This window comes from Anaerolineae bacterium, assembly GCA_025062375.1.
In the GTDB taxonomy this organism is placed as follows: Bacteria; Chloroflexota; Anaerolineae; order SpSt-600; family SpSt-600; genus SpSt-600.
Genome location: JANXAG010000020.1, coordinates 1 through 17,300 on the forward strand (window position 1 = coordinate 1; position 17,300 = coordinate 17,300).

15 protein-coding genes, 1 riboswitch and 1 other annotated feature are annotated in these 17,300 nt (G+C 52.8%); of the genes, 6 read left to right on the plus strand and 9 right to left on the minus strand.

Annotated elements, in window-relative coordinates:
• The first annotated feature begins 333 nt into the window (after nt 1-333).
• The 3 genes from NZ653_06570 to NZ653_06580 are packed head-to-tail and all read left to right on the plus strand — an operon-like array spanning nt 334 to nt 1,957.
• The gene (locus NZ653_06570; protein ID MCS7286777.1) at nt 334-759 is read left to right on the plus strand and encodes a single-stranded DNA-binding protein; all 426 of its coding nucleotides are present in this window, start codon (nt 334-336) and stop codon (nt 757-759) included.
• 6 nt (nt 760-765) lie between these two features.
• Complete coding sequence (locus NZ653_06575) at nt 766-1,518, plus strand: hypothetical protein (GenBank protein ID MCS7286778.1); 753 nt, start codon at nt 766-768, stop codon at nt 1,516-1,518.
• Between the two features lie 10 nt (nt 1,519-1,528).
• The gene (locus NZ653_06580; GenBank protein ID MCS7286779.1) at nt 1,529-1,957 is read left to right on the plus strand and encodes a DNA-binding protein; all 429 of its coding nucleotides are present in this window, start codon (nt 1,529-1,531) and stop codon (nt 1,955-1,957) included.
• A 145-nt stretch (nt 1,958-2,102) separates the two neighbouring features.
• Here NZ653_06580 and NZ653_06585 read toward each other — a convergent pair whose 3' ends face one another.
• Genes NZ653_06585 through dprA form a run of 6 tightly spaced genes read right to left on the minus strand, consistent with a single transcriptional unit; the run spans nt 2,103 to nt 9,818 of the window.
• A complete protein-coding gene (locus NZ653_06585; protein ID MCS7286780.1) occupies nt 2,103-3,746 on the minus strand; it encodes a glycosyltransferase family 39 protein in 1,644 nt (547 codons plus the stop codon).
• Nucleotides 3,724-4,548, minus strand: a complete 825-nt coding sequence (locus NZ653_06590) for a TlyA family RNA methyltransferase (GenBank protein MCS7286781.1) — start codon at nt 4,546-4,548, stop codon at nt 3,724-3,726. The genes NZ653_06585 and NZ653_06590 overlap by 23 nt, the downstream gene beginning before the upstream one ends.
• Entirely contained in the window at nt 4,545-5,318 is a 774-nt protein-coding gene (locus tag NZ653_06595) for a class I SAM-dependent methyltransferase (protein MCS7286782.1), read from the minus strand. The genes NZ653_06590 and NZ653_06595 overlap by 4 nt, the downstream gene beginning before the upstream one ends.
• Nucleotides 5,319-5,332: 14 nt before the next feature.
• The gene (topA, locus tag NZ653_06600; GenBank protein ID MCS7286783.1) at nt 5,333-7,609 is read right to left on the minus strand and encodes a type I DNA topoisomerase; all 2,277 of its coding nucleotides are present in this window, start codon (nt 7,607-7,609) and stop codon (nt 5,333-5,335) included.
• 13 nt (nt 7,610-7,622) lie between these two features.
• Nucleotides 7,623-8,693, minus strand: coding sequence for a mannose-1-phosphate guanylyltransferase (locus tag NZ653_06605; protein ID MCS7286784.1), 1,071 nt, complete (start codon nt 8,691-8,693; stop codon nt 7,623-7,625).
• 15 nt (nt 8,694-8,708) lie between these two features.
• The gene (gene dprA / locus NZ653_06610; protein MCS7286785.1) at nt 8,709-9,818 is read right to left on the minus strand and encodes a DNA-processing protein DprA; all 1,110 of its coding nucleotides are present in this window, start codon (nt 9,816-9,818) and stop codon (nt 8,709-8,711) included.
• A gap of 240 nt (nt 9,819-10,058) precedes the next feature.
• Nucleotides 10,059-10,244, plus strand: a riboswitch (FMN riboswitch).
• A gap of 93 nt (nt 10,245-10,337) precedes the next feature.
• On the opposite strand from dprA, the gene NZ653_06615 reads away from it, so the two are divergent.
• The 3 genes from NZ653_06615 to NZ653_06625 are packed head-to-tail and all read left to right on the plus strand — an operon-like array spanning nt 10,338 to nt 12,809.
• Nucleotides 10,338-11,087 carry an ABC transporter permease gene (locus NZ653_06615; GenBank protein MCS7286786.1) on the plus strand — a complete coding sequence of 250 codons (750 nt, stop codon included), beginning with the start codon at nt 10,338-10,340 and terminating at the stop codon, nt 11,085-11,087.
• Nucleotides 11,088-11,090: 3 nt separating this feature from the next.
• Nucleotides 11,091-12,047, plus strand: a complete 957-nt coding sequence (locus tag NZ653_06620) for an ABC transporter substrate-binding protein (GenBank protein MCS7286787.1) — start codon at nt 11,091-11,093, stop codon at nt 12,045-12,047.
• A gap of 9 nt (nt 12,048-12,056) precedes the next feature.
• Nucleotides 12,057-12,809, plus strand: a complete 753-nt coding sequence (locus tag NZ653_06625) for an ABC transporter ATP-binding protein (GenBank protein ID MCS7286788.1) — start codon at nt 12,057-12,059, stop codon at nt 12,807-12,809.
• On the opposite strand, the gene NZ653_06630 is transcribed toward NZ653_06625, so the two are convergent.
• The 3 genes from NZ653_06630 to pheS are packed head-to-tail and all read right to left on the minus strand — an operon-like array spanning nt 12,741 to nt 16,921.
• Nucleotides 12,741-13,436 carry a TIGR01906 family membrane protein gene (locus NZ653_06630; protein ID MCS7286789.1) on the minus strand — a complete coding sequence of 232 codons (696 nt, stop codon included), beginning with the start codon at nt 13,434-13,436 and terminating at the stop codon, nt 12,741-12,743. The two genes, NZ653_06625 and NZ653_06630, sit on opposite strands and share 69 nt — an antisense overlap.
• Nucleotides 13,437-13,438: 2 nt before the next feature.
• Nucleotides 13,439-15,862: a phenylalanine--tRNA ligase subunit beta gene (pheT, locus tag NZ653_06635; protein MCS7286790.1), complete on the minus strand. Its 2,424-nt coding sequence runs from the start codon at nt 15,860-15,862 to the stop codon at nt 13,439-13,441.
• Nucleotides 15,863-15,877: 15 nt separating this feature from the next.
• Nucleotides 15,878-16,921: a phenylalanine--tRNA ligase subunit alpha gene (gene pheS, locus NZ653_06640; GenBank protein MCS7286791.1), complete on the minus strand. Its 1,044-nt coding sequence runs from the start codon at nt 16,919-16,921 to the stop codon at nt 15,878-15,880.
• A gap of 35 nt (nt 16,922-16,956) precedes the next feature.
• Nucleotides 16,957-17,204 (minus strand) — a binding site (T-box leader).
• Nucleotides 17,205-17,300: the final 96 nt, after the last annotated feature.

Genomic DNA, 17,300 nt, shown 5'->3' on the forward strand with positions numbered 1-17,300 from the left:
TTGGGGGACACCCCCAAACCCCTGGGATGGGGCAAAGCCCCCCTCCACCCCCCGATTTTTTCCCCGTCCTCGGGGGCATAGGGGTTGCCACGGTTTTGGGTCCCACTCGTGGGCGGGGTGCAAATGGTGGCTGATCTCTCCCTTTTTAGGGGTTTTTGAGGGAGCACCTCTAAATCCCTGGGAGGGGGCTTGGGCTCCCTTTCACTTGTCATAAGCAGAAAACGTTTCGCTTACCATGAATCAGGATTGGTGCAAGGGCCAGCAATAGTTGCACTTTCAGGCCGTTTGGGTTAAAATTTACCCAAAACTTTCCATAAAAGCAGGAGGAAAACCATGTACCACAGGATAATAATTGTGGGCCATCTTGGGGCCGACCCGGAAATGCGCTATACGCCCACGGGGACTCCCGTTACTCATTTTCGCATGGCTTCTAACAGGGTTTTCGTTGACGCCCAGGGAAACCGTAAGGAGATTACCACGTGGTTCCGAGTCACCGCCTGGGGCAAGTTGGCTGAACAATGTAACGAGTATCTCCAAAAAGGCCGCCTTGTGCTGGTAGAGGGAGTTCTCGTTCCGGATGAGAGCGGAAATCCAAGGGTTTGGATAGGAAGCGACGGTACTGTAAGGGCTTCTTATGAGGTAAGAGCCGAGAGGGTGAAGTTCCTGGGACCTCGCCCGACAGCTCCTGAGGAGGTTGTCGCTGAAGAAGGCTACGAGGCTCTCCCCGAGCTCGGAGAAGAAGAGGAGATCCCCTTCTAAGCTACCATGGAAAACTTCACACCATGGCTGGCCCTCGGGCTGGCTTTTATCTTTCTGCTTTTTTTAAACCGCTGGATAAGCCAGCACCTGCAGGGTGTTGGTCTTCTTCTTACCGGTAATCAGAAGGCAAGCCTCATCTTTTATTTTATCCTTCTCTTCCCGGGAATATTGGTCCATGAACTGAGCCATTGGCTTATGGCCAGGCTTTTGGGCGTAAGAACCGGCAGGATAAGGTTGGGACCCGTAAACGAGGGAAGGACTGGTTATTATTCAATGGGTTCAGTAGAGGTGGCCAAGAGCGACCCCCTTAGGGATAGTCTCATAGGTCTTGCTCCTCTGCTGGCAGGATGCGCCCTTCTGGTATTTATAACCTCTCATGTGTTCAAAGTCCCTCAATTTGCTCACAGTTTAAACTGGGGCGAGCTTTTAGATGCTTTCAGGCAGTGGTTCAGCAGGAAAGATTTCTGGCTCTGGCTCTATCTTGTGTTCACTATAAGCAATGCCATGATGCCAAGCGCCAAGGATCGGGAACCGTGGGGGCCTGCTATATTTTTTATCACGATCGTGGCGCTGGCGGGTTACTTCACGGGATGGATTTCAAGGATTCCTCCTTCTATCGGGAATTTAGCCAGAGATTGGGCCACTTCTCTAGCCTGGAGCCTGGGCTTTACCTGCGGGGTAGACCTGGTTTGGGCCTTTCTCCTGGGCCTTGTTGAAAGGTTTATTGAGTTCGTGACCGGTAAGCGAGTAATCTATTGACGAGGGAGCCATGCAAGTTTTCGGGTCGCGGTTCTCTGATGTTATAATCATCAAACTTGATTCGGGAGAGGAGATTTTCTCTTCTCTCAAGCAGTGGGCTGCCGAGCAGCAAGTTTTTTCGGGCACTTTCTACGCTATCGGGGCTTTGGCTCGTGCTGTCCTGGGTTATTTTGATCCCAAAACTCGCGATTATTTGAAAATTCCTGTTGAAAGCCAGACGGAAGTGGTCTGCATGCTTGGAAATTTAGCTATAGGGGAAGATAGAGCTCCTATCTTTCACATCCATGTCATTCTTTCCTTCCCTGATGGTCGCACCGTTGGGGGACATCTCTTTGAGGGGGTTGTCAATCCCACTCTTGAGATCACTTTTTTCCCTGTCCGCACCATTATGCTTCGCCGATTTGATCCCGGCATCGGCCTGAGGCTTTTGAGTGTTTGAGGTTTCTATCCGGGTAGAGCCAGCTTCAGTAATTGCCTGCATTGTAAGGCGGCGTGGTTGCTCGCTCTCTTTTTGAGTACTCTGGGGGCGCACCCCCCAGATCCCCTGGATACACCAACTGCCTACCCTCGTGGGGGCTCTTTTATCACTTGTGCTTTCTATCAGGGGAAGAAGATTTTACCCACAAAATTGCTTCTTCTTTTTCCCTTGGAGCGACGGGTTCCCGGTAAAGGAGCCAGCGCAGGAGACGAAAACCTTTCAAAGTTTTAATCTGGCAATTTTCCCTCACCGCAAAGCGCCTTCCTCTGAAGTTCTCCCCCACTGAGATGGATTCTTCAGTAAGAGCTATAATTGCTTCCGCTACCGGTAAAATTTGGCCCTTTTCCACAACTTTAAGGGCCGAGAATTCTTTCAGGTACCACCTGAGCTCTGGAGTCTCCCCCACCACAATTACCTCAAGAGCAGTGGGGTCGCCAGCACGGTAACTGGAAAGTTTGCGGAGGGAACCTTTAACTTCTTTCACTTCAGAAGATGTAAACTGACAGCGAGGAAGGTGTTCTTCAACGTAAGGTGAGAAGTTGAGCCCACGAGCTAATTTTATTTCCCACAGGAAAGAGGCTACGAGCACGAAAACTAATACAACCCACACGGAAGCCTCAGGGCCCCGCATTAACCCGAGAAAGGTCAGGATGCTCACAATGCCGATGAGGGCCACAACGGAAATTAAAAGATAGCGAGTATCACCCCCTACAGTGTAGCCTGTTACTCCCAGAAAACCCCATACTCCAAGGCATAGGGTTAAAACCAGAGCTACAGGTCCTTGCGGGGAGAAGGTTTCCCGCACGAGAATTCGGATAAAATCATAGAGCCCATAAGCAGCCATAACCGTCAGGGGGAGAAGGATTGGCAGAAAGCCAGCGGGACCTTCAAAGCCTCCCAAGATTGCTATGAGAAGGCCAAAAATTACAGGTGCCAGAAGGTAAAGGCGCTCCAGCCCCCATAGGGCTCCCAGAATAAGGAGGGGCTCATATAGAACTAAATTGAGCAAAGGCTGAAAAGATAGCTGCCCCCGGAAAATGCTCATAAGCCATAAAGCTAGAGAATCAGCAACGAGGCCAAAACCCGGTGGGTAAAAGAGAAAAAGGGTAGAGCTCAGGAAAAAGCTTGCCCCAAAAGCAATCCAGAAGCCGTGGCTCACCCTTAGCTCCGAAATCTTTATCTTGCCTCTCAGCAGGACCGCCAGAATTATCCCCTCGCCTGCTAAGGTCCATACCGAAAGGCCAGAGGTGATCCCAAGTCCCAGAGCGCAGGCTCCACCGTAGAGCCAAAGGGAATTTCCGGTCTCTTGAAACCGAAGAAAGGCTCCCACAGCTACCAGAATTGCCAGCACCCCTATTGCTTCGCCGTCGGCCTGAGAGGAGGAGAAAATCCAGAGGGGAGAAAAGGCGGAAAAGGCGGCCGCTACAAGAGCCCTCTCTTTACCCAGAATATGGCGGAACAGGAAAAACGCCAGAGGGATAAGAGCACCAGCCAAGATAGCTGGCAGCCTCGCAGCCACATCCCCTGGCCCAAAGAGAAAGAAAACCAGAGTCTGAAGCCCCATAAGAGCCGGGCTAAGAGGCCACGCCGGTTCAGGAGGCTGCCCCTGCAGGAATTCCCAGGCTGCCAGAGCCCTTAAAGCTTCCTCCTGGTTCAGAAGATGGCGGGAGGAAGCCCAAATTCTCAAGACCAGGGAAACAAAGGCCAGGGAGAGATAAGCCAAAATCTCAAAGGTGAAAATCCTGGGCAACCTTTTCCCTCCTTCTAAGCAATTTCCCCCTTTCCACGCAATCTTTAATGGCTTTCGCCAGGTCCAGAGGTGGTGCCTCAATCCCGCGGGCCCAATAGGCGAAAAACTCCACATTCCCAGCAGGCCCTAAAAGGGGTGAAGTCGCAAGGCCCAGGGTGTGCAGACCAAGGCTGCGAGCGTATTCCACAAGAGTTTCCAGAACTTCCCTGTGGACCTGGGGGTCGCGTACCACTCCTCCTTTCCCCACTTTTTCCCGGCCGGCCTCAAACTGCGGCTTCACCAGCGCCAAAATCTCTGCCCTCGGTTTCATGAGCCTCAACACAGGAGGGAGGACAAGCTTTAGTGAAATAAAAGAAACATCTATGGTGGCCAGGTCCACAGGCTCTGGCAGGGACTCAAGATAACGGATATTAGTTCGCTCCAGAACCACCACCCTGGGGTCCTGGCGGAGTTTCCAGGCCAGCTGACCGTAGCCTACATCCACGGCGTAAACTCTGGCCGCACCATGCTGAAGCAGGCAATCGGTAAAGCCGCCGGTGGAAGCTCCTACATCTATCGCCACTTTTCCCGCCGGATCAATCCCGAAAGCTTTAAGGGCAAACTCCAGTTTCAACCCACCACGGCTGACGTAGGGTATGCTTTCCTTGACTTCAATGTTGGCATCTGGAGGGATAAGGGTTCCGGGTTTGGAAATGATCTCCCCTTCCACTGAAACTTTGCCGGCTAATATGAGGGCCTGGGCTTTCTCCCGGCTCTCAGCCAATCCTTTTTCCACCAGAAGGAGATCTAGTCTTTTCTTCATCCCAATTTTTCGGCTACCAGGATGAGGCCCCCTCCTTTCCTCACCGGCCCCCTGAGGAACGGCAAAAGGATGGCTGTAAAAGACCCCAGGATAGCGCCTTTTAAAGGTGTTCGGTAAAGGAGGAAGAGGAAGGGGAAAATAGCATTTCCCCAGAAAAATGAGTGGGCCCAGAAGGCTGTCGCTCTCGGAGGGAGGATGTAGCGGAAGCGAACCAGCTTCATTCCGGCTCTATGGAGCATGGTGCCCCAGTGGGAAGGAGTGTAAAAATGCCGCATCTTTAATAGGCCGTTTATAACTCCTGCCAAACTTCGCCTGAAAAAAGAGAGGGAAGGGGAGGTTCTGGCTTCCGGGGCCAGAACGTAACTTTCAAAGTGCTGGCTCGGGACGCTGAAGATAAATTTTCCCCCCGGCTTGAGGATTCTTCCCACCTCTTCTATGACCAGCTCAACTCTCGGGATGTGCTCCAGGACGCATGCGCTGAAGACCGTTCCGAAGCTCTGATCCTGGAAAGGAAGGCCACAGGCATTGGCCTGAAGGGTAGCCCGGTAGGCTCCGGCTTTAAGGGCTTTTTTCAATCTCCCCCTGTTGATGTCAATCCCGAAATCAATTGAATTCGGGAAAAGAGTGCAGGCGAATTTGCCATCGCCGCACCCCAGATCCAGAACCGGCGGAGTTAGTTCCTCCTCTCGGAAAGCTAAATACTCCCAGGCTTTCCAGAGAGCATTATCTGGTGGTGCTGAAAGGAGCAATTTTTCCAGCACCTCTTCCATCACTTGCCTCCCAGCTATGCGGGTTCTTCCTCCACAGCCATGGATTCACCGCAGCTGAGGCAACGGACTTCCTTTTTCCCTGCCTCCACCATAAGGCCGCCGCAGGAAGGGCAGGGAGTCGGAACAGGTCTCTGCCAAGTAGCGAAGTTGCACTCGGGGTAATTTATGCAGCTATAGAAATTGCGTCCTTTTCTGGTCTTGCGCTCTACAATATCACCCCCGCATACGGGGCAGAGGGCTCCAGTTCGGGTTAAATAAGGTTTCGTGTTGCGGCAGGCTGGAAAATTGGAACAGGCCAGGAATTGCCCGAATTTTCCCCATTTTACCACCATGGGGCTGCCGCAAAGCTCGCACTTGATACCTGTTTCCTCCTGAGGTAGCTCCACCTTCTCAATACTTCTGTCGGCCCAGGCTACTGCCTCAACAAAGGGGCCATAAAACTCCCGCAGCATCCCCACCCAGTCTTTTTCTCCACGCGCTATGCGGTCCAGGTCTTCCTCCATTTCCGCTGTGAACCCCACGTTGATGAGATCGGGAAAATGCTGGATAAGAAGGTCGTTAACGATAAAGCCGATCTCTGTGGGCACAAGGCGCTTGCCATCTCGCTTAACGTAGCCCCTGGCATAGAGGGTGGAAATTATAGGAGCGTAGGTGGACGGACGCCCTATCCCATATTCCTCCAGAGTTCGGATGAGGGAAGCTTCGGTATAGCGTGGCGGTGGCTCAGTAAAGTGCTGTTCGGGGAGGAGCTTTACCAGATCCAGAGGCTCATCGGTATCAAGGGGCGGGATAGGAAGAGCTTCTTCCTCAGGAGGTGCTTCTTCCTCTCTGGCCTCCTGGTAAACCACCAGGAAGCCTGGAAACCTGATGGTTGAGCCCGAGGCTCTGAAGAGGTAACGAGTATCGGCAGCGATTTCCACCGAAAGGGTGTCGTAAACAGCGGGAGCCATTTGGCTGGCCAGGAACCTTCGCCAGATGAGCTCATAGAGCCTGAACTGGTCTTTGTTAAGGTATGGCTTGACATATTCTGGGGTGCGGTAGACACTGGTGGGCCGTATAGCTTCATGGGCTTCCTGAGCCACCCTGGCGCTAGTTTTGTACTCCGGTGGTTTAGGGGGCAAAAGGTCCTCCCCGAAGTTTTCGGCTATGAAACGGCGGGCTTCTTTCTGGGCCTCCTCGGCCACCTGAACGCTGTCCGTTCGCATGTAGGTTATGAGGCCAACGGGCCCCTCTTCCCCAAGGGGTATGCCTTCATAGAGCTGTTGCGCAATAAGCATGGTTTTCTTGGCAGAAAAACCCAGTTGTCTGGAAGCTTCTTGCTGAAGGGTGCTGGTGATGAAGGGAGGCGATGGATTCCTTTTCCGGGTACCCCTCTTCACACTTTGAACTACATAGGAGGCCTTCTCCAGCTCTGCCAGGATTGGCTCTACCTGCTCCTGGTTTTTCAGATCGGCCTCCTTTCCGTCAATGCTTACCAATCTGGCTATGAAAGAAGGGTGCTCGGGGGTGCGCTTGGCCAGTTCAGCCTTTATGGTCCAGTATTCTTCCGGGACAAAGTTCTGAATTTCCCTTTCCCTTTCAACGATGAGGCGCAAGGCAACGGATTGAACCCTTCCAGCAGAAGTGCGGTTACGGACTTTCCGCCAGAGCAGTGGGCTCAGCATGTAGCCCACAAGGCGATCCAGAACGCGGCGGGCTTGCTGAGCGTTGACCAGGTTCATATCAATGCCCCGGGGGTGGCTAAAGGCCTCTTCTATGGCCGGCTTTGTAATCTCATGGAATACAACCCTCCTAATTTTATAGCGAGGTATCCTGGCTACTTCAGCCAGATGCCAGGCAATGGCCTCTCCTTCCCGGTCCGGGTCGGTAGCCAGATAAACCTCGGAAGCGTTCTGAACGGCTTCCCTCAGCTCCTCCACCACCTTCTTCTTTTCCTTCGGGACTACATAGAAAGGCTTGAAATCATTGCTCACGTCTACACTCAGGCGAGAGCGGAGAAGGTCCCGCACATGGCCAATGGAGGCCTTAACCAGATAGTCTTTGCCCAGAAACTTTCCCACAGTGCGGGCTTTAGCCGGCGATTCCACAATAACCAGTTTATATCGCTCCTTTGGAGGATCTGGTAGCTGGTCGTGAGCAGGAGTTTTACCCAGCCTCGCAAGGGTTGAACCGCAATCGGGGCATTGGCCTTTGATGGCTGGTCTGCCTCCAGGTATATACACAGGCTCGGGGTCTTTCACTGGCTTGCGGGCCCTGCACTTCATGCAATAAGCGAAAATAGGCTCAGTCATTCCCTGCTACTCCTCAGAGATATTCGTCCAGATTTTTGCCCTTCAGCATCTCTACCAGTTTTTTAACGTCCTGGGCCCTGTCCTTGGGGCATACCAGGACGACATCATCGGTATCCACTACAATCATATCCTTAAGGCCGATAGTGGCGATAAGGCGTTTTGTGCTGTAAAGCAGGGAACCCGTGGTATCTATGCCAATATGCTCCCCCCCGACTATCACATTGTTCTCCTCGTCTTTGGGGAGTATATCGGCCAGGGTGGACCAGTTGCCTACGTCGCTCCAGCCTATATCTACGGGAATTACCATGACGCGGGAGGATTTCTCCATTATCCCCTGATCTATGGATTCGCTTTCCACTTCCTGCCAGACTTCTTCTAACACCTTTTCCTCTTCTTCAGTGCCAATGGCCTCGTCAATGCGGAGGAGCTGGGAGTAGAACCTGGGCATATGCTCGCGAAATTCTTCCATAATGGTGGAGAGTTTCCAGACGAAGATCCCGCTGTTCCAGTAAAAGCCACCCTGAGCCAGGAAAGAACAGGCGGTTTCAAAGTCTGGTTTTTCGGTGAAACTCTTAACTTTATAGACCGGAAAACCGTCCACTTCCTTCCAGAACTGGCCCTGGCATATGTACCCATAACCCGTTTCCGGGCACGTTGGCTTTATCCCCAGGGTTACCAAGTAACCTTCCTGGGCCACCTTAGCTGCTGCCAGAAGAGCTTTCCGGAATTCCTCAGCCTTTTCTATGACGTGATCCGCGTGAAGGGAAGCCATGACTTCTTCCGGATTTTCACGCCTTATGTAGAGAACTGAAAGGCCAATGCATGGGGCGGTCCCTTTACCTTCAGGCTCTATAATGATGTTCTTGCCCGGAATAAGAGGCAGCTGGGCTTTGATAGTGGGGGCATAGGTTTTGTTGGTGACCACGAAAATTCTGGTTGGGTCCAGGATTGGCCTTATGCGCATGAAAGTTTCCTGGAGCATGGTGTTTTTAGCCACAATATCCAAAAGCTGCTTAGGCCTGTGTTTCCGGCTTTTGGGCCAGAGCCTCGTTCCCGTCCCACCTGCCAGTATAAGAGCGAACATGGCTTATTACCTCCTTCAATCCACAAAGTATTCCGCCTTGCTTTCCCTTGCCAAGACGTAATGCATCCCTCCCACCTGGCGCACCAGACCTTTTATCTCCATTATGGCTAAGGCGCTGGAAACCTCGGAAATGGGCAGGCCGGTGGCTCTCTTGATTTCATCTATGTGAGTTGGCTCAGAAGATAGGTGGGAAAGGATAAGGCTTTCGGTGGTGGTGGCAGGCACAGCCGCTTTTACTTCTTCCCTGGTTTTCACAGCCGTTACGTTGAGCTCTTCCAGGATATCTTCAGCGGAGATGACAAGTTTTGCTCCCTGTTGAATAAGGCGGTTTGTCCCCCTGCAGGTTTTGTAGAAAATGCTTCCGGGCACAGCAAAGACTTCCCGATTCTGCTCCAGGGCAAACTCGACGGTTATGAGAGCGCCGCTGGTTTCCCCTGCCTCTACCACCAGAACTCCTTTGGCCAATCCGCTTATGATGCGGTTGCGAGGGGGAAAATTGATAGCTTCGGGCGGGGTACCAAGAGGATATTCGCTTATCAGAGCTCCGTTCTCGGCCACAGCCTGAGCGAGGGCTTTGTGTTCAGGTGGGTAGATGATATCAAGACCTGAACCCAGAACCGCTATGGTTCTGCCTCCGGCCTCCAAAGTTACCTGATGGGCCAGGCCGTCTATGCCTTTTGCCAGCCCGCTTACGATAGTGATTCCGCTTCGAGCTAAGGGCTCCACAATGAAGCGGGTGGCCTCTTTGCCGTAAGCGCTTGGCCTTCTTGTGCCCACTACTGCAATAGCCCATTCATCCTGTGGTTTAACGGTGCCCTTTATGAAAAGCAAAAAGGGCGGGTTATCGATGTGGCGCAGATTATACGGGTAATCATCGTCCTTCCAGGTTACGATGCGAACCCCTGCCTTTTGCAGTTTTTCCATCTCTTGTTCCAGGGATACCCGCTTTCGGAGGGCCAAGAGGTTCTCCAGGGAGCGACGGTCCAGTCCTGCTCGGGCGAGTTCTTCTGGCCGGGCTTCCCAGGCCTCTTTAGCGTTCCCAAAGTACTCCAGGAGATTCCTGAACCGGACCGGTCCGATGCCCTTCACCAGACTGAAACCAAGCCAATACTTTAGCTCTTCCATGAGCTTTTCCCTGAAAATTTTGGTTTAAGGATACACAAACGGGGTGGTTTTGTCAAGGAAAGGAAAATCTGCATCTAATATTGAAGATTTCTGCCCGGATACTTTCAAACCCCCTGGCCTAGTGCCTCACCTGGTATTTGCAACCTCTTTGATGGTTTTCGGAAAGACACTTCCGGGCTTTGTGCCTTCTCCAGAGTTTGACAAAGCCGGTTTTATGGATATAATGCTAAACGCAAAGGGCTTGACCTTCGGGGCAGGGTGAAATTCCCGACCGGCGGTAGGACACCTGGGTTGGCTTGACCCTGCCAGCCCACCAAGAGGTGTCGAGCCCGCGAGCCCGAGGAAACCTCGGGTTGATCCGGTTCAACGGTCCTGAGGGCCGCTAAGCCGGAGCCGACGGTATAGTCCGGATGGGAGAAGGTCAGCCTGAGGGTCCTTAGCTTTTTATGGGGCTTATGGACTCTCATTGTGCCCCGAAGGTTATGCCTTCGGGGCAATTTTATTTGGGAGGAATTGGCCTTGAAAGGTTTAAGCCGCTATATCGGGGTGGTTTTATCGCTGGTTACCATCATTGCCCTTTGGAAAGCCATAGTCTGGCTCGGCCGCTACCCAAGCTTTATCCTGCCTCAACCGGAGGAGGTAGCCATACGCTTCTGGTTTGTCCTCACAGATGGTTCCCTTCTATACCATGCTAAAATCACTCTATTGGAAATAGCGGCAGGGTTGAGCCTTGGCCTCTCCTGTGCTTTCGTCCTCGGCTATTTCCTGGCTAAAGTTCCATTCCTGGAGTCTTACCTTACACCCCTCGTGGTTATTTCCCAGTCCATGCCAGTGGTAGCCTTAGCACCCCTCCTGGTAATCTGGTTTGGATTTGGACTGGCCTCCAAGATCGCCGTCTGCGCCTTAACGGTCTTTTTCCCGGTTCTGGTGGGAACCATCGTAAGCATCCGGTCCGTGGAGAAAGAGCTCTACGACCTTATGCGCATCTTCATGGCAAACCGGTGGCAGGTTTTCTGGCTCTTAGAGCTTCCAGCAGCCCTCCCCTTCCTCATGAGCAGCCTCAAGGTCGGGGTCACCTTATCTGTAATCGGTGCAGTGGTGGGGGAATTTGTGGCTGCCGATAGAGGTCTCGGTTTTCTGGTGAATCTGGCCAGGGGTTTGTTTGATACCCCGCTCCTTTTCGTTGCCCTCTCTTCCCTGGCCATTATAGCCCTTGTTTTATACCTTGCTGTGGCTTTTCTGGAGAAAAAACTGGTGAAATGGAGGTGAAAAATGCGAGGTAAAAAGATTGTTTTCTCTCTAACCCTTCTGTTCCTGCTCCTTGTCAGCTGTGCCAGACCCACTCCTGCCCCACAAAAGGTAACCATAGCCATGGGATACATTCCCAACGTTCAGTTCGCTCCCTTCTACGTGGCTGTTGAAAAGGGCTACTTCCGCGAAGAGGGCATTGAACTGGAGTTCAATTACGGATGGGAAGTGGATTTAATTAAGCTGGTAGGAACGGGCGAGCTGAACTTTGCCGTAGCCAGCGGGGAACAGGTCCTTCTGGCCAGAAGCCATGGCTTGCCTGTCGTTTACGTGGCTGGATGGTATCACCGCTTCCCGGTGGTAGTGGTTTCCCTGGAGGAGAAAGGGTTTAAGAGCCTCCAGGACCTCAAAGGTAAAAGGGTGGGGATACCTGCCCTTTTTGGGGCAAGCTATATAGGATGGCGAGCGCTTCTCAAGGCTGAAGGGCTGAAAGAGGAAGAATTTAACCTTCAGGAAATAGGCTATACCCAGGTGGAAAGCCTGACCAGAGACCTGGTAGATGCAGCTATATGCTACGCCATGAACGAGCCAGTCCAGCTCCGCCTGGCAGGCTATAAAGTAAACATCATATCCGTGGCCGATCGGGTTAATCTTATTTCCAATGGCATAATGACCAACGAAAAGACGATAAAGGAGAACCCCAGACTAGTAAGGGGAATCGTCAGGGCTTTCCTGAGAGGCCTTCGCTATACTCTGGAGCATCCCGATGAGGCTTTTGAGATAAGCAAAAAATATGTTCCGGAAATGAAGGAAGAGCAGAAGGAAGTCCTTAAGGAGGCCATCAAGTTCTGGACTTCGCCTCACCTCGGCAAAACGGAGAAGGCCGATTGGGAAGCCACGCTCACCACATTGCGAGAGATGGGCCTTATTACCAGAGAAGTGAACGTGGAGGAAGCTTTTACCAACGAGTTTGTCCCCTGAGGAAAGGCTTTGGTTGTCTTAGAGGCAGTAAACATAAGCATGACCTATAGCTCACGGCAGGGGCCTGTGGAGGCTCTGCGAGGTGTTTCCCTGGAGGTGAGGGAAGGGGAATTTGTGTGTATTGTGGGACCTTCAGGGTGCGGAAAAACCACGCTCCTGCGCATTCTGAGCGGGCTCCTCAAGCCTGTTTCCGGGCACGTCCTCTGGAAAGGCAAACCCCTCAGAGGCCCAAGACCAGAAATGGGCTTCGTTTTTCAGAAGGCTAACCTCATGCCCTGGCGCAATGTCCTGGAAAACGTCCTTCTGCCTCTGGAAGTAAAGGGCATAAATAACTCCAAGGCTATGGAAAAGGCCTCCTCTATCCTGAAAGCCATGGGCCTTGAGGGCTTCTTCCACGCCTATCCGAGAGAACTCTCCGGAGGGATGGAACAAAAGGTAGCTCTGGCCAGAGCTCTGGTTTATGACCCTGACATCCTCTTCTTGGATGAGCCCTTTAGTTCCCTTGATGCTCTGACCCGTGAGAAACTAAACGTTGAGCTCGCAAGGCTCTGGCGCAACCGCTGCAAGACCGTGGTAATGGTTACCCATAACCTTCAGGAAGCCGTCTTCCTGGCCGACAGAGTAATGGTTATGAGCCCGCGCCCTGGTACGCTGAAGGCCCAGTTTGCTGTCCCCTTCCCTCACCCCAGGGATTTATCTATAACTTTCACGCCTGAGTTTGTGGCTCTGGCCCGGACGGTTAGAGAAGCGGTGGAGCATTAGCCCCAGAAGGCAAAAAACACCAGCGGTAGCTCCACTTATCGTAAGCCACCATCTGGTGGCATCTACCCAGAAAGTCAGGGGGTAAAGCTGAATTAACGAATCGGAGTAGGGGAAAAGCCAGCTATCTCCTTCAAAGAAGAGCCTGTGAAAAAGAGTGAAGAATAGATCAAAATTGACAAAGGCCATAATTCCCGTAGCTAACCCGAATCCCACCAGCAATAAAGTTCCTGCGAAGAGGCCAAGGATCAGCTCCCGCCTCCACCCCTTGAGCCATAAGGCAGTAGCTGAAAGAAAAGCCAGAGCGAGGGAAAGCCTCAGGGCGAGCAAAGCTCCGCTGGCCACCCTTTTCACATCGGCCATGTGGCGAAGTTCCCGTTCGTTGTAGATGGGGCCACTTTCATCGGAGAGTGTTCTGAGGTATTCCAGGCCTTCACCGCCTATGACGTAGCGGAGGGTGGCTACGGAAAGCTTTTCCCTTTCCTCAGGGGTGAACCTGAAGGAGGGGGGAAAACCAGGGCGAGCGTACTCCCAGCGGATGAATTCCGGACGGGCCAGGAAAGGATAAGGGGCAAGGAGTATGATGAAGAACACGCCCATAGCCAGTAGCAAGGAAAGAAACAGACGCATACCTACCCTCGCAATGTAGCTCCTAATCTTTTTTCCAGTTCTCTGATAACTTTTTCCCTCAACTGGGCCACTTCTTCATCAGTGAGGGTGTGATCGTCGGCCTGGAAAGTCAGGGAGTAAGCAAGGCTCTTCTTCCCCGGTGGTACAGGCTTGCCTCGGTAAAGATCAAAGAGAACGGCGCTGCGGAGAAGAGGTTGCCCGGCTTCTATAATGACTTTGCGCACCTCTTCGGCGGGGATTTCCTCATTCACCACCACTGCTATATCCTGGATCACGGCTGGATAGCGGGATATGGGTTTGAATTCCCTGAAGGAGGAGGCACGGGAAGCCAGGGCTTCAAAGTTCAATTCAGCCATAAAGACTTCTTCCTTCACCTCAAAAGCCTCCGTTATGTCGGGATTGAGCTTGCCCAGGATGCCTATGGTTTCTTCCCCTATTTTTAAGGCAGCCGTCTGTCCCGGGAAGAAAATTCTATCCTGAGCTGCGGTGAACCGGTAGTCCGAAATCCCCATCCTCTCCACCAGCTCTTCAATTACCCCTTTGAGGTCAAAAAAGTCCAGCCTTCTTCCTCCTCCAAACCAGCTCATCTCTTCTGCTTCCCCAGCCATGGCTATGGCCAGAGTTGACCTTTCGCGGGGGAGGTCGTTCTCTCTGGGGAGGTACACCCTGGCCAGTTCAAAGATTTTGACCCCTTCATGGAAGCGCAGGTTGTAGGCAAGAGTACGCAGAAGGCTTGGCAAAAGGGTTGGCCGCAGAAAAACATGTTCGGGGGTCATGGGGTTAGCAACGGAAAGAAGGGGCACCTGGTAAGAAAGGCCGAACTTATCCAGCATATCCTGGCTTATCAGGGCGTAGGTTTTGACCTCATAAAGGCCGCAGGCTATCAGTATATCCCTGGCGGTTTCTTCCCATTTGAGAAGCTCGGGAAAGATTTGAGGGGCGGTAGGAGTCGGGATCATCTCGGTGGGGATGAGCTCGTAGCCAGTTATCCTGGCGATTTCTTCCACCAGATCAGCAGGTTCTTCCACGTCACCCCGGTGGGTGGGCACAGTCACCAGATAAGTCTGGGGCCCTTTTTCCTCCAGCTCAAAGCCCAGCTTATTGAGGATTGAAGTGACCTGCTCCCTGGGGTAGCTCATTCCAATGAAACGCTCCAGTTCTTTCAGGTGGAAGGTTATAGTCCGGCGCGGAGGCAGCGGGATGTGGACGTCCACCAGGCCTCTGGCGATGGTTCCACCGGCCCATTCCTTAATGAGCTGGGCTGTTCTCCTGGCGCCTTCAGGTGGGAGGTATGGGTCAAGGCCCTTTTCAAAGCGAAGGGAAGCTTCGGTCCTGAGCCCCAGGAGCCTTGAGGTGCGCCTTATGCTTACCCGGTTGAAATTGGCCGATTCAATCAGGATGTTCCGGGTTTCAGGGGTCACCTCGCTTTCCATTCCTCCCATTACTCCGGCTATAGCCACGGGGCCTTCAGCATCGGCGATGAGCAGAACATCGGGAAAAAGCTCACGCTTGAGTCCATCCAGGGTGGTGAAAGCCCGGTCGTCCTTGGCTCTGCGGACGATTATCTTCTTCCCACGGATTTTATCGTAATCAAAGGCATGGATGGGCTGGCCCAATTCCAGCATGACGTAGTTGGTGGCATCCACTACATTGTTTATTGGCCTCATTCCTGCAGCTCTCAAGCGTCTCTGAACGAAATAAGGGGAAGGACCAATCTCAGCCCCGAGGACCACCGCCGCAGCGTAGCGGGAGCAAAGGTCGGGGTCAGCGATTTCAACTTCTATTAATTCTCTGGCTCCAGGGCCGTCTTCAACGTAATTGATGGTGGGGGGGCGGAATTCAGCATCGGTAAGGGCAGCCACCTCCCTGGCTATCCCGAGGATGGATAGACAATCGGGACGGTTGGTGGGAACTTCTATCTCCAGGATAATATCTCCAAGGTAATCGGCCAGGGGCATCCCCACAGGAGCATCGTCCGGGAGAATGATAATGGATTCGTGGTCTTCGGAAAGGTCCAGTTCCTTCTCCGAGCACACCATTCCCGGAGAAAGCACCCCTCTTATCTTCGCTGGTTTCAGGGTGAAATACGTCTTCTGGGGGGAGTAGGGATCCACAAGGCGAGCCCCGGCCAGAGCCAGGGCTACCTTTTGCCCCCTCTGGCCAACTTTTATGTTGGGTGCTCCGGTGACCACTTCCACCGGCTCAGAAGCTCCATAATCCACTACTGCTATGGTGAGGCGATCGGCATTGGGGTGAGGCTTTACCTCCAGAATCTGCCCCACGAAGACCTTATCCCGGTCCCAGAACTCTCCCACCCGGTGGATTTCTGCTACTTCAAAACCAGCCATGGTGAGTTTGTAGGAAAGTTCTTCCGGAGGAAGCTTTATTTCCACGTAATCTTTAAGCCAGCTTAAGGGAACCCTCATTTTTCTCCTCCTTGCCTAAGCACGGAATTGTTTTAAGAACCGCAAATCGTTGGCATAAAAGTAACGGATATCGTCTATCCTGTGCTTGAGCATCGCAATTCTTTCCACCCCCATCCCGAAAGCGAAGCCGGTGTAGACATCAGGATCGTATCCCACATTACGCAGCACCTGAGGGTGAACCATCCCTGCTCCCAAGATTTCCAGCCAGCCGGTGAATTTACATACCCGGCAACCTTTACCACCGCACACTATACAATCCATAGCCATATCGGCTCCCGGCTCCACGAAGGGGAAATAATCGCATCGGAACCGCACTTTCCTCTCCCTACCGAACATCTCCTGGACAAAAGTGGTGAGCACACCTTTAAGGTGAGCCATGGTTATACCTTTATCCACCGCCAGACCTTCTACCTGATAGAACATCCATTCGTGGCTGGCATCGGTGGCTTCATGGCGGTAGCATCGGCCTGGAACCACTACTCTTATGGGCGGCTTCATGGCCTGCATAACCCTTATCTGATCGGGAGAAGTATGGGTGCGCAGGAGCATGTTGCCGTTCTTGCCATAGGGAGGGGCGATGTAAAGAGTATCCCACATATCTCTGGCAGGGTGATCCTGGGGTATGTTGAGGAGGCCGAAGTTGTAATCGTCCCATTCCACTTCGGGCCCCTCGTAAACCCCGAAGCCCATGCGGGAAAATATTCCAAGGATTTCCCTCAAAGTTTGAGTTACGGGATGGAGCGTTCCAACCTGGGGTCTCCTTCCGGGTAGGGTTATATCAACAGCCTGGACCTTTGCTGCCTGGAGGCGTTCAGCCTCTTTGATGGCGAAGGCTTTCTCCTCATAGAGTTTGGTCAATTCATCCCGGAGCTGGTTTGCTGCTTCTCCTACCGCCGGCCTTTCCTGAGGGGGAAGGTCCCGTATCCGGCGCAGGAGCTGAGTTACCAGGCCTTTCTTGCCCAGGTAGGTCCTTCTCCACCCTTCAAGGGAACTGGAGTCGGTCACCTTCTCCAGCTCTCGAAGGGCTTCATCTCTGAGGATTTTTACCTGTTCCAGCATTTTTCCCTCCTGCTAAGGAATTAAAAAAGGCTGCCTCCAGGGACGAAGAGGCAGCCTTTCCTCCCCGCGGTACCACCCTGCTTGGCCAGCCAGAGCTGACCCTCTCTTCAGAGCTTGCCCCTTTAACGGAGGGCTTCCGGGGCAGACTACTGAGGGTTAACCCTGTTCGCCTGCCCAGCTCGGGAGCGAACTTCAGCAGGCTTCACCTGTGGGGAGGTCCCAGCCACGCCTCCCCTTCTCTGTCAGGCTCCCCCTGCCTACTCCTCTCCGTCATCGCCTTTGACTTTATTTTTGAAGAAAATTATACTCAGATTGCCCGGATAGTCAAAAACCGTAACCTATCCTGACGCAAAGAGGGTTACCGTTTGCTCCACCTGCA

Bases quoted from the DNA above. Each gene is read 5' to 3' on its own strand.
- NZ653_06570 (MCS7286777.1), top strand. From the start codon at position 334: ATGTACCACAGGATAATAATTGTGGGCCATCTTGGGGCCGACCCGGAA.
- NZ653_06575 (MCS7286778.1), top strand. From the start codon at position 766: ATGGAAAACTTCACACCATGGCTGGCCCTCGGGCTGGCTTTTATCTTT.
- NZ653_06580 (MCS7286779.1), top strand. From the start codon at position 1,529: ATGCAAGTTTTCGGGTCGCGGTTCTCTGATGTTATAATCATCAAACTT.
- NZ653_06590 (MCS7286781.1), bottom strand. From the start codon at position 4,548: ATGAAGAAAAGACTAGATCTCCTTCTGGTGGAAAAAGGATTGGCTGAG.
- NZ653_06595 (MCS7286782.1), bottom strand. From the start codon at position 5,318: ATGGAAGAGGTGCTGGAAAAATTGCTCCTTTCAGCACCACCAGATAAT.
- topA (MCS7286783.1), bottom strand. From the start codon at position 7,609: ATGACTGAGCCTATTTTCGCTTATTGCATGAAGTGCAGGGCCCGCAAG.
- NZ653_06605 (MCS7286784.1), bottom strand. From the start codon at position 8,693: ATGTTCGCTCTTATACTGGCAGGTGGGACGGGAACGAGGCTCTGGCCC.
- dprA (MCS7286785.1), bottom strand. From the start codon at position 9,818: ATGGAAGAGCTAAAGTATTGGCTTGGTTTCAGTCTGGTGAAGGGCATC.
- NZ653_06620 (MCS7286787.1), top strand. From the start codon at position 11,091: ATGCGAGGTAAAAAGATTGTTTTCTCTCTAACCCTTCTGTTCCTGCTC.
- NZ653_06630 (MCS7286789.1), bottom strand. From the start codon at position 13,436: ATGCGTCTGTTTCTTTCCTTGCTACTGGCTATGGGCGTGTTCTTCATC.
- pheT (MCS7286790.1), bottom strand. From the start codon at position 15,862: ATGAGGGTTCCCTTAAGCTGGCTTAAAGATTACGTGGAAATAAAGCTT.
- pheS (MCS7286791.1), bottom strand. From the start codon at position 16,921: ATGCTGGAACAGGTAAAAATCCTCAGAGATGAAGCCCTTCGAGAGCTG.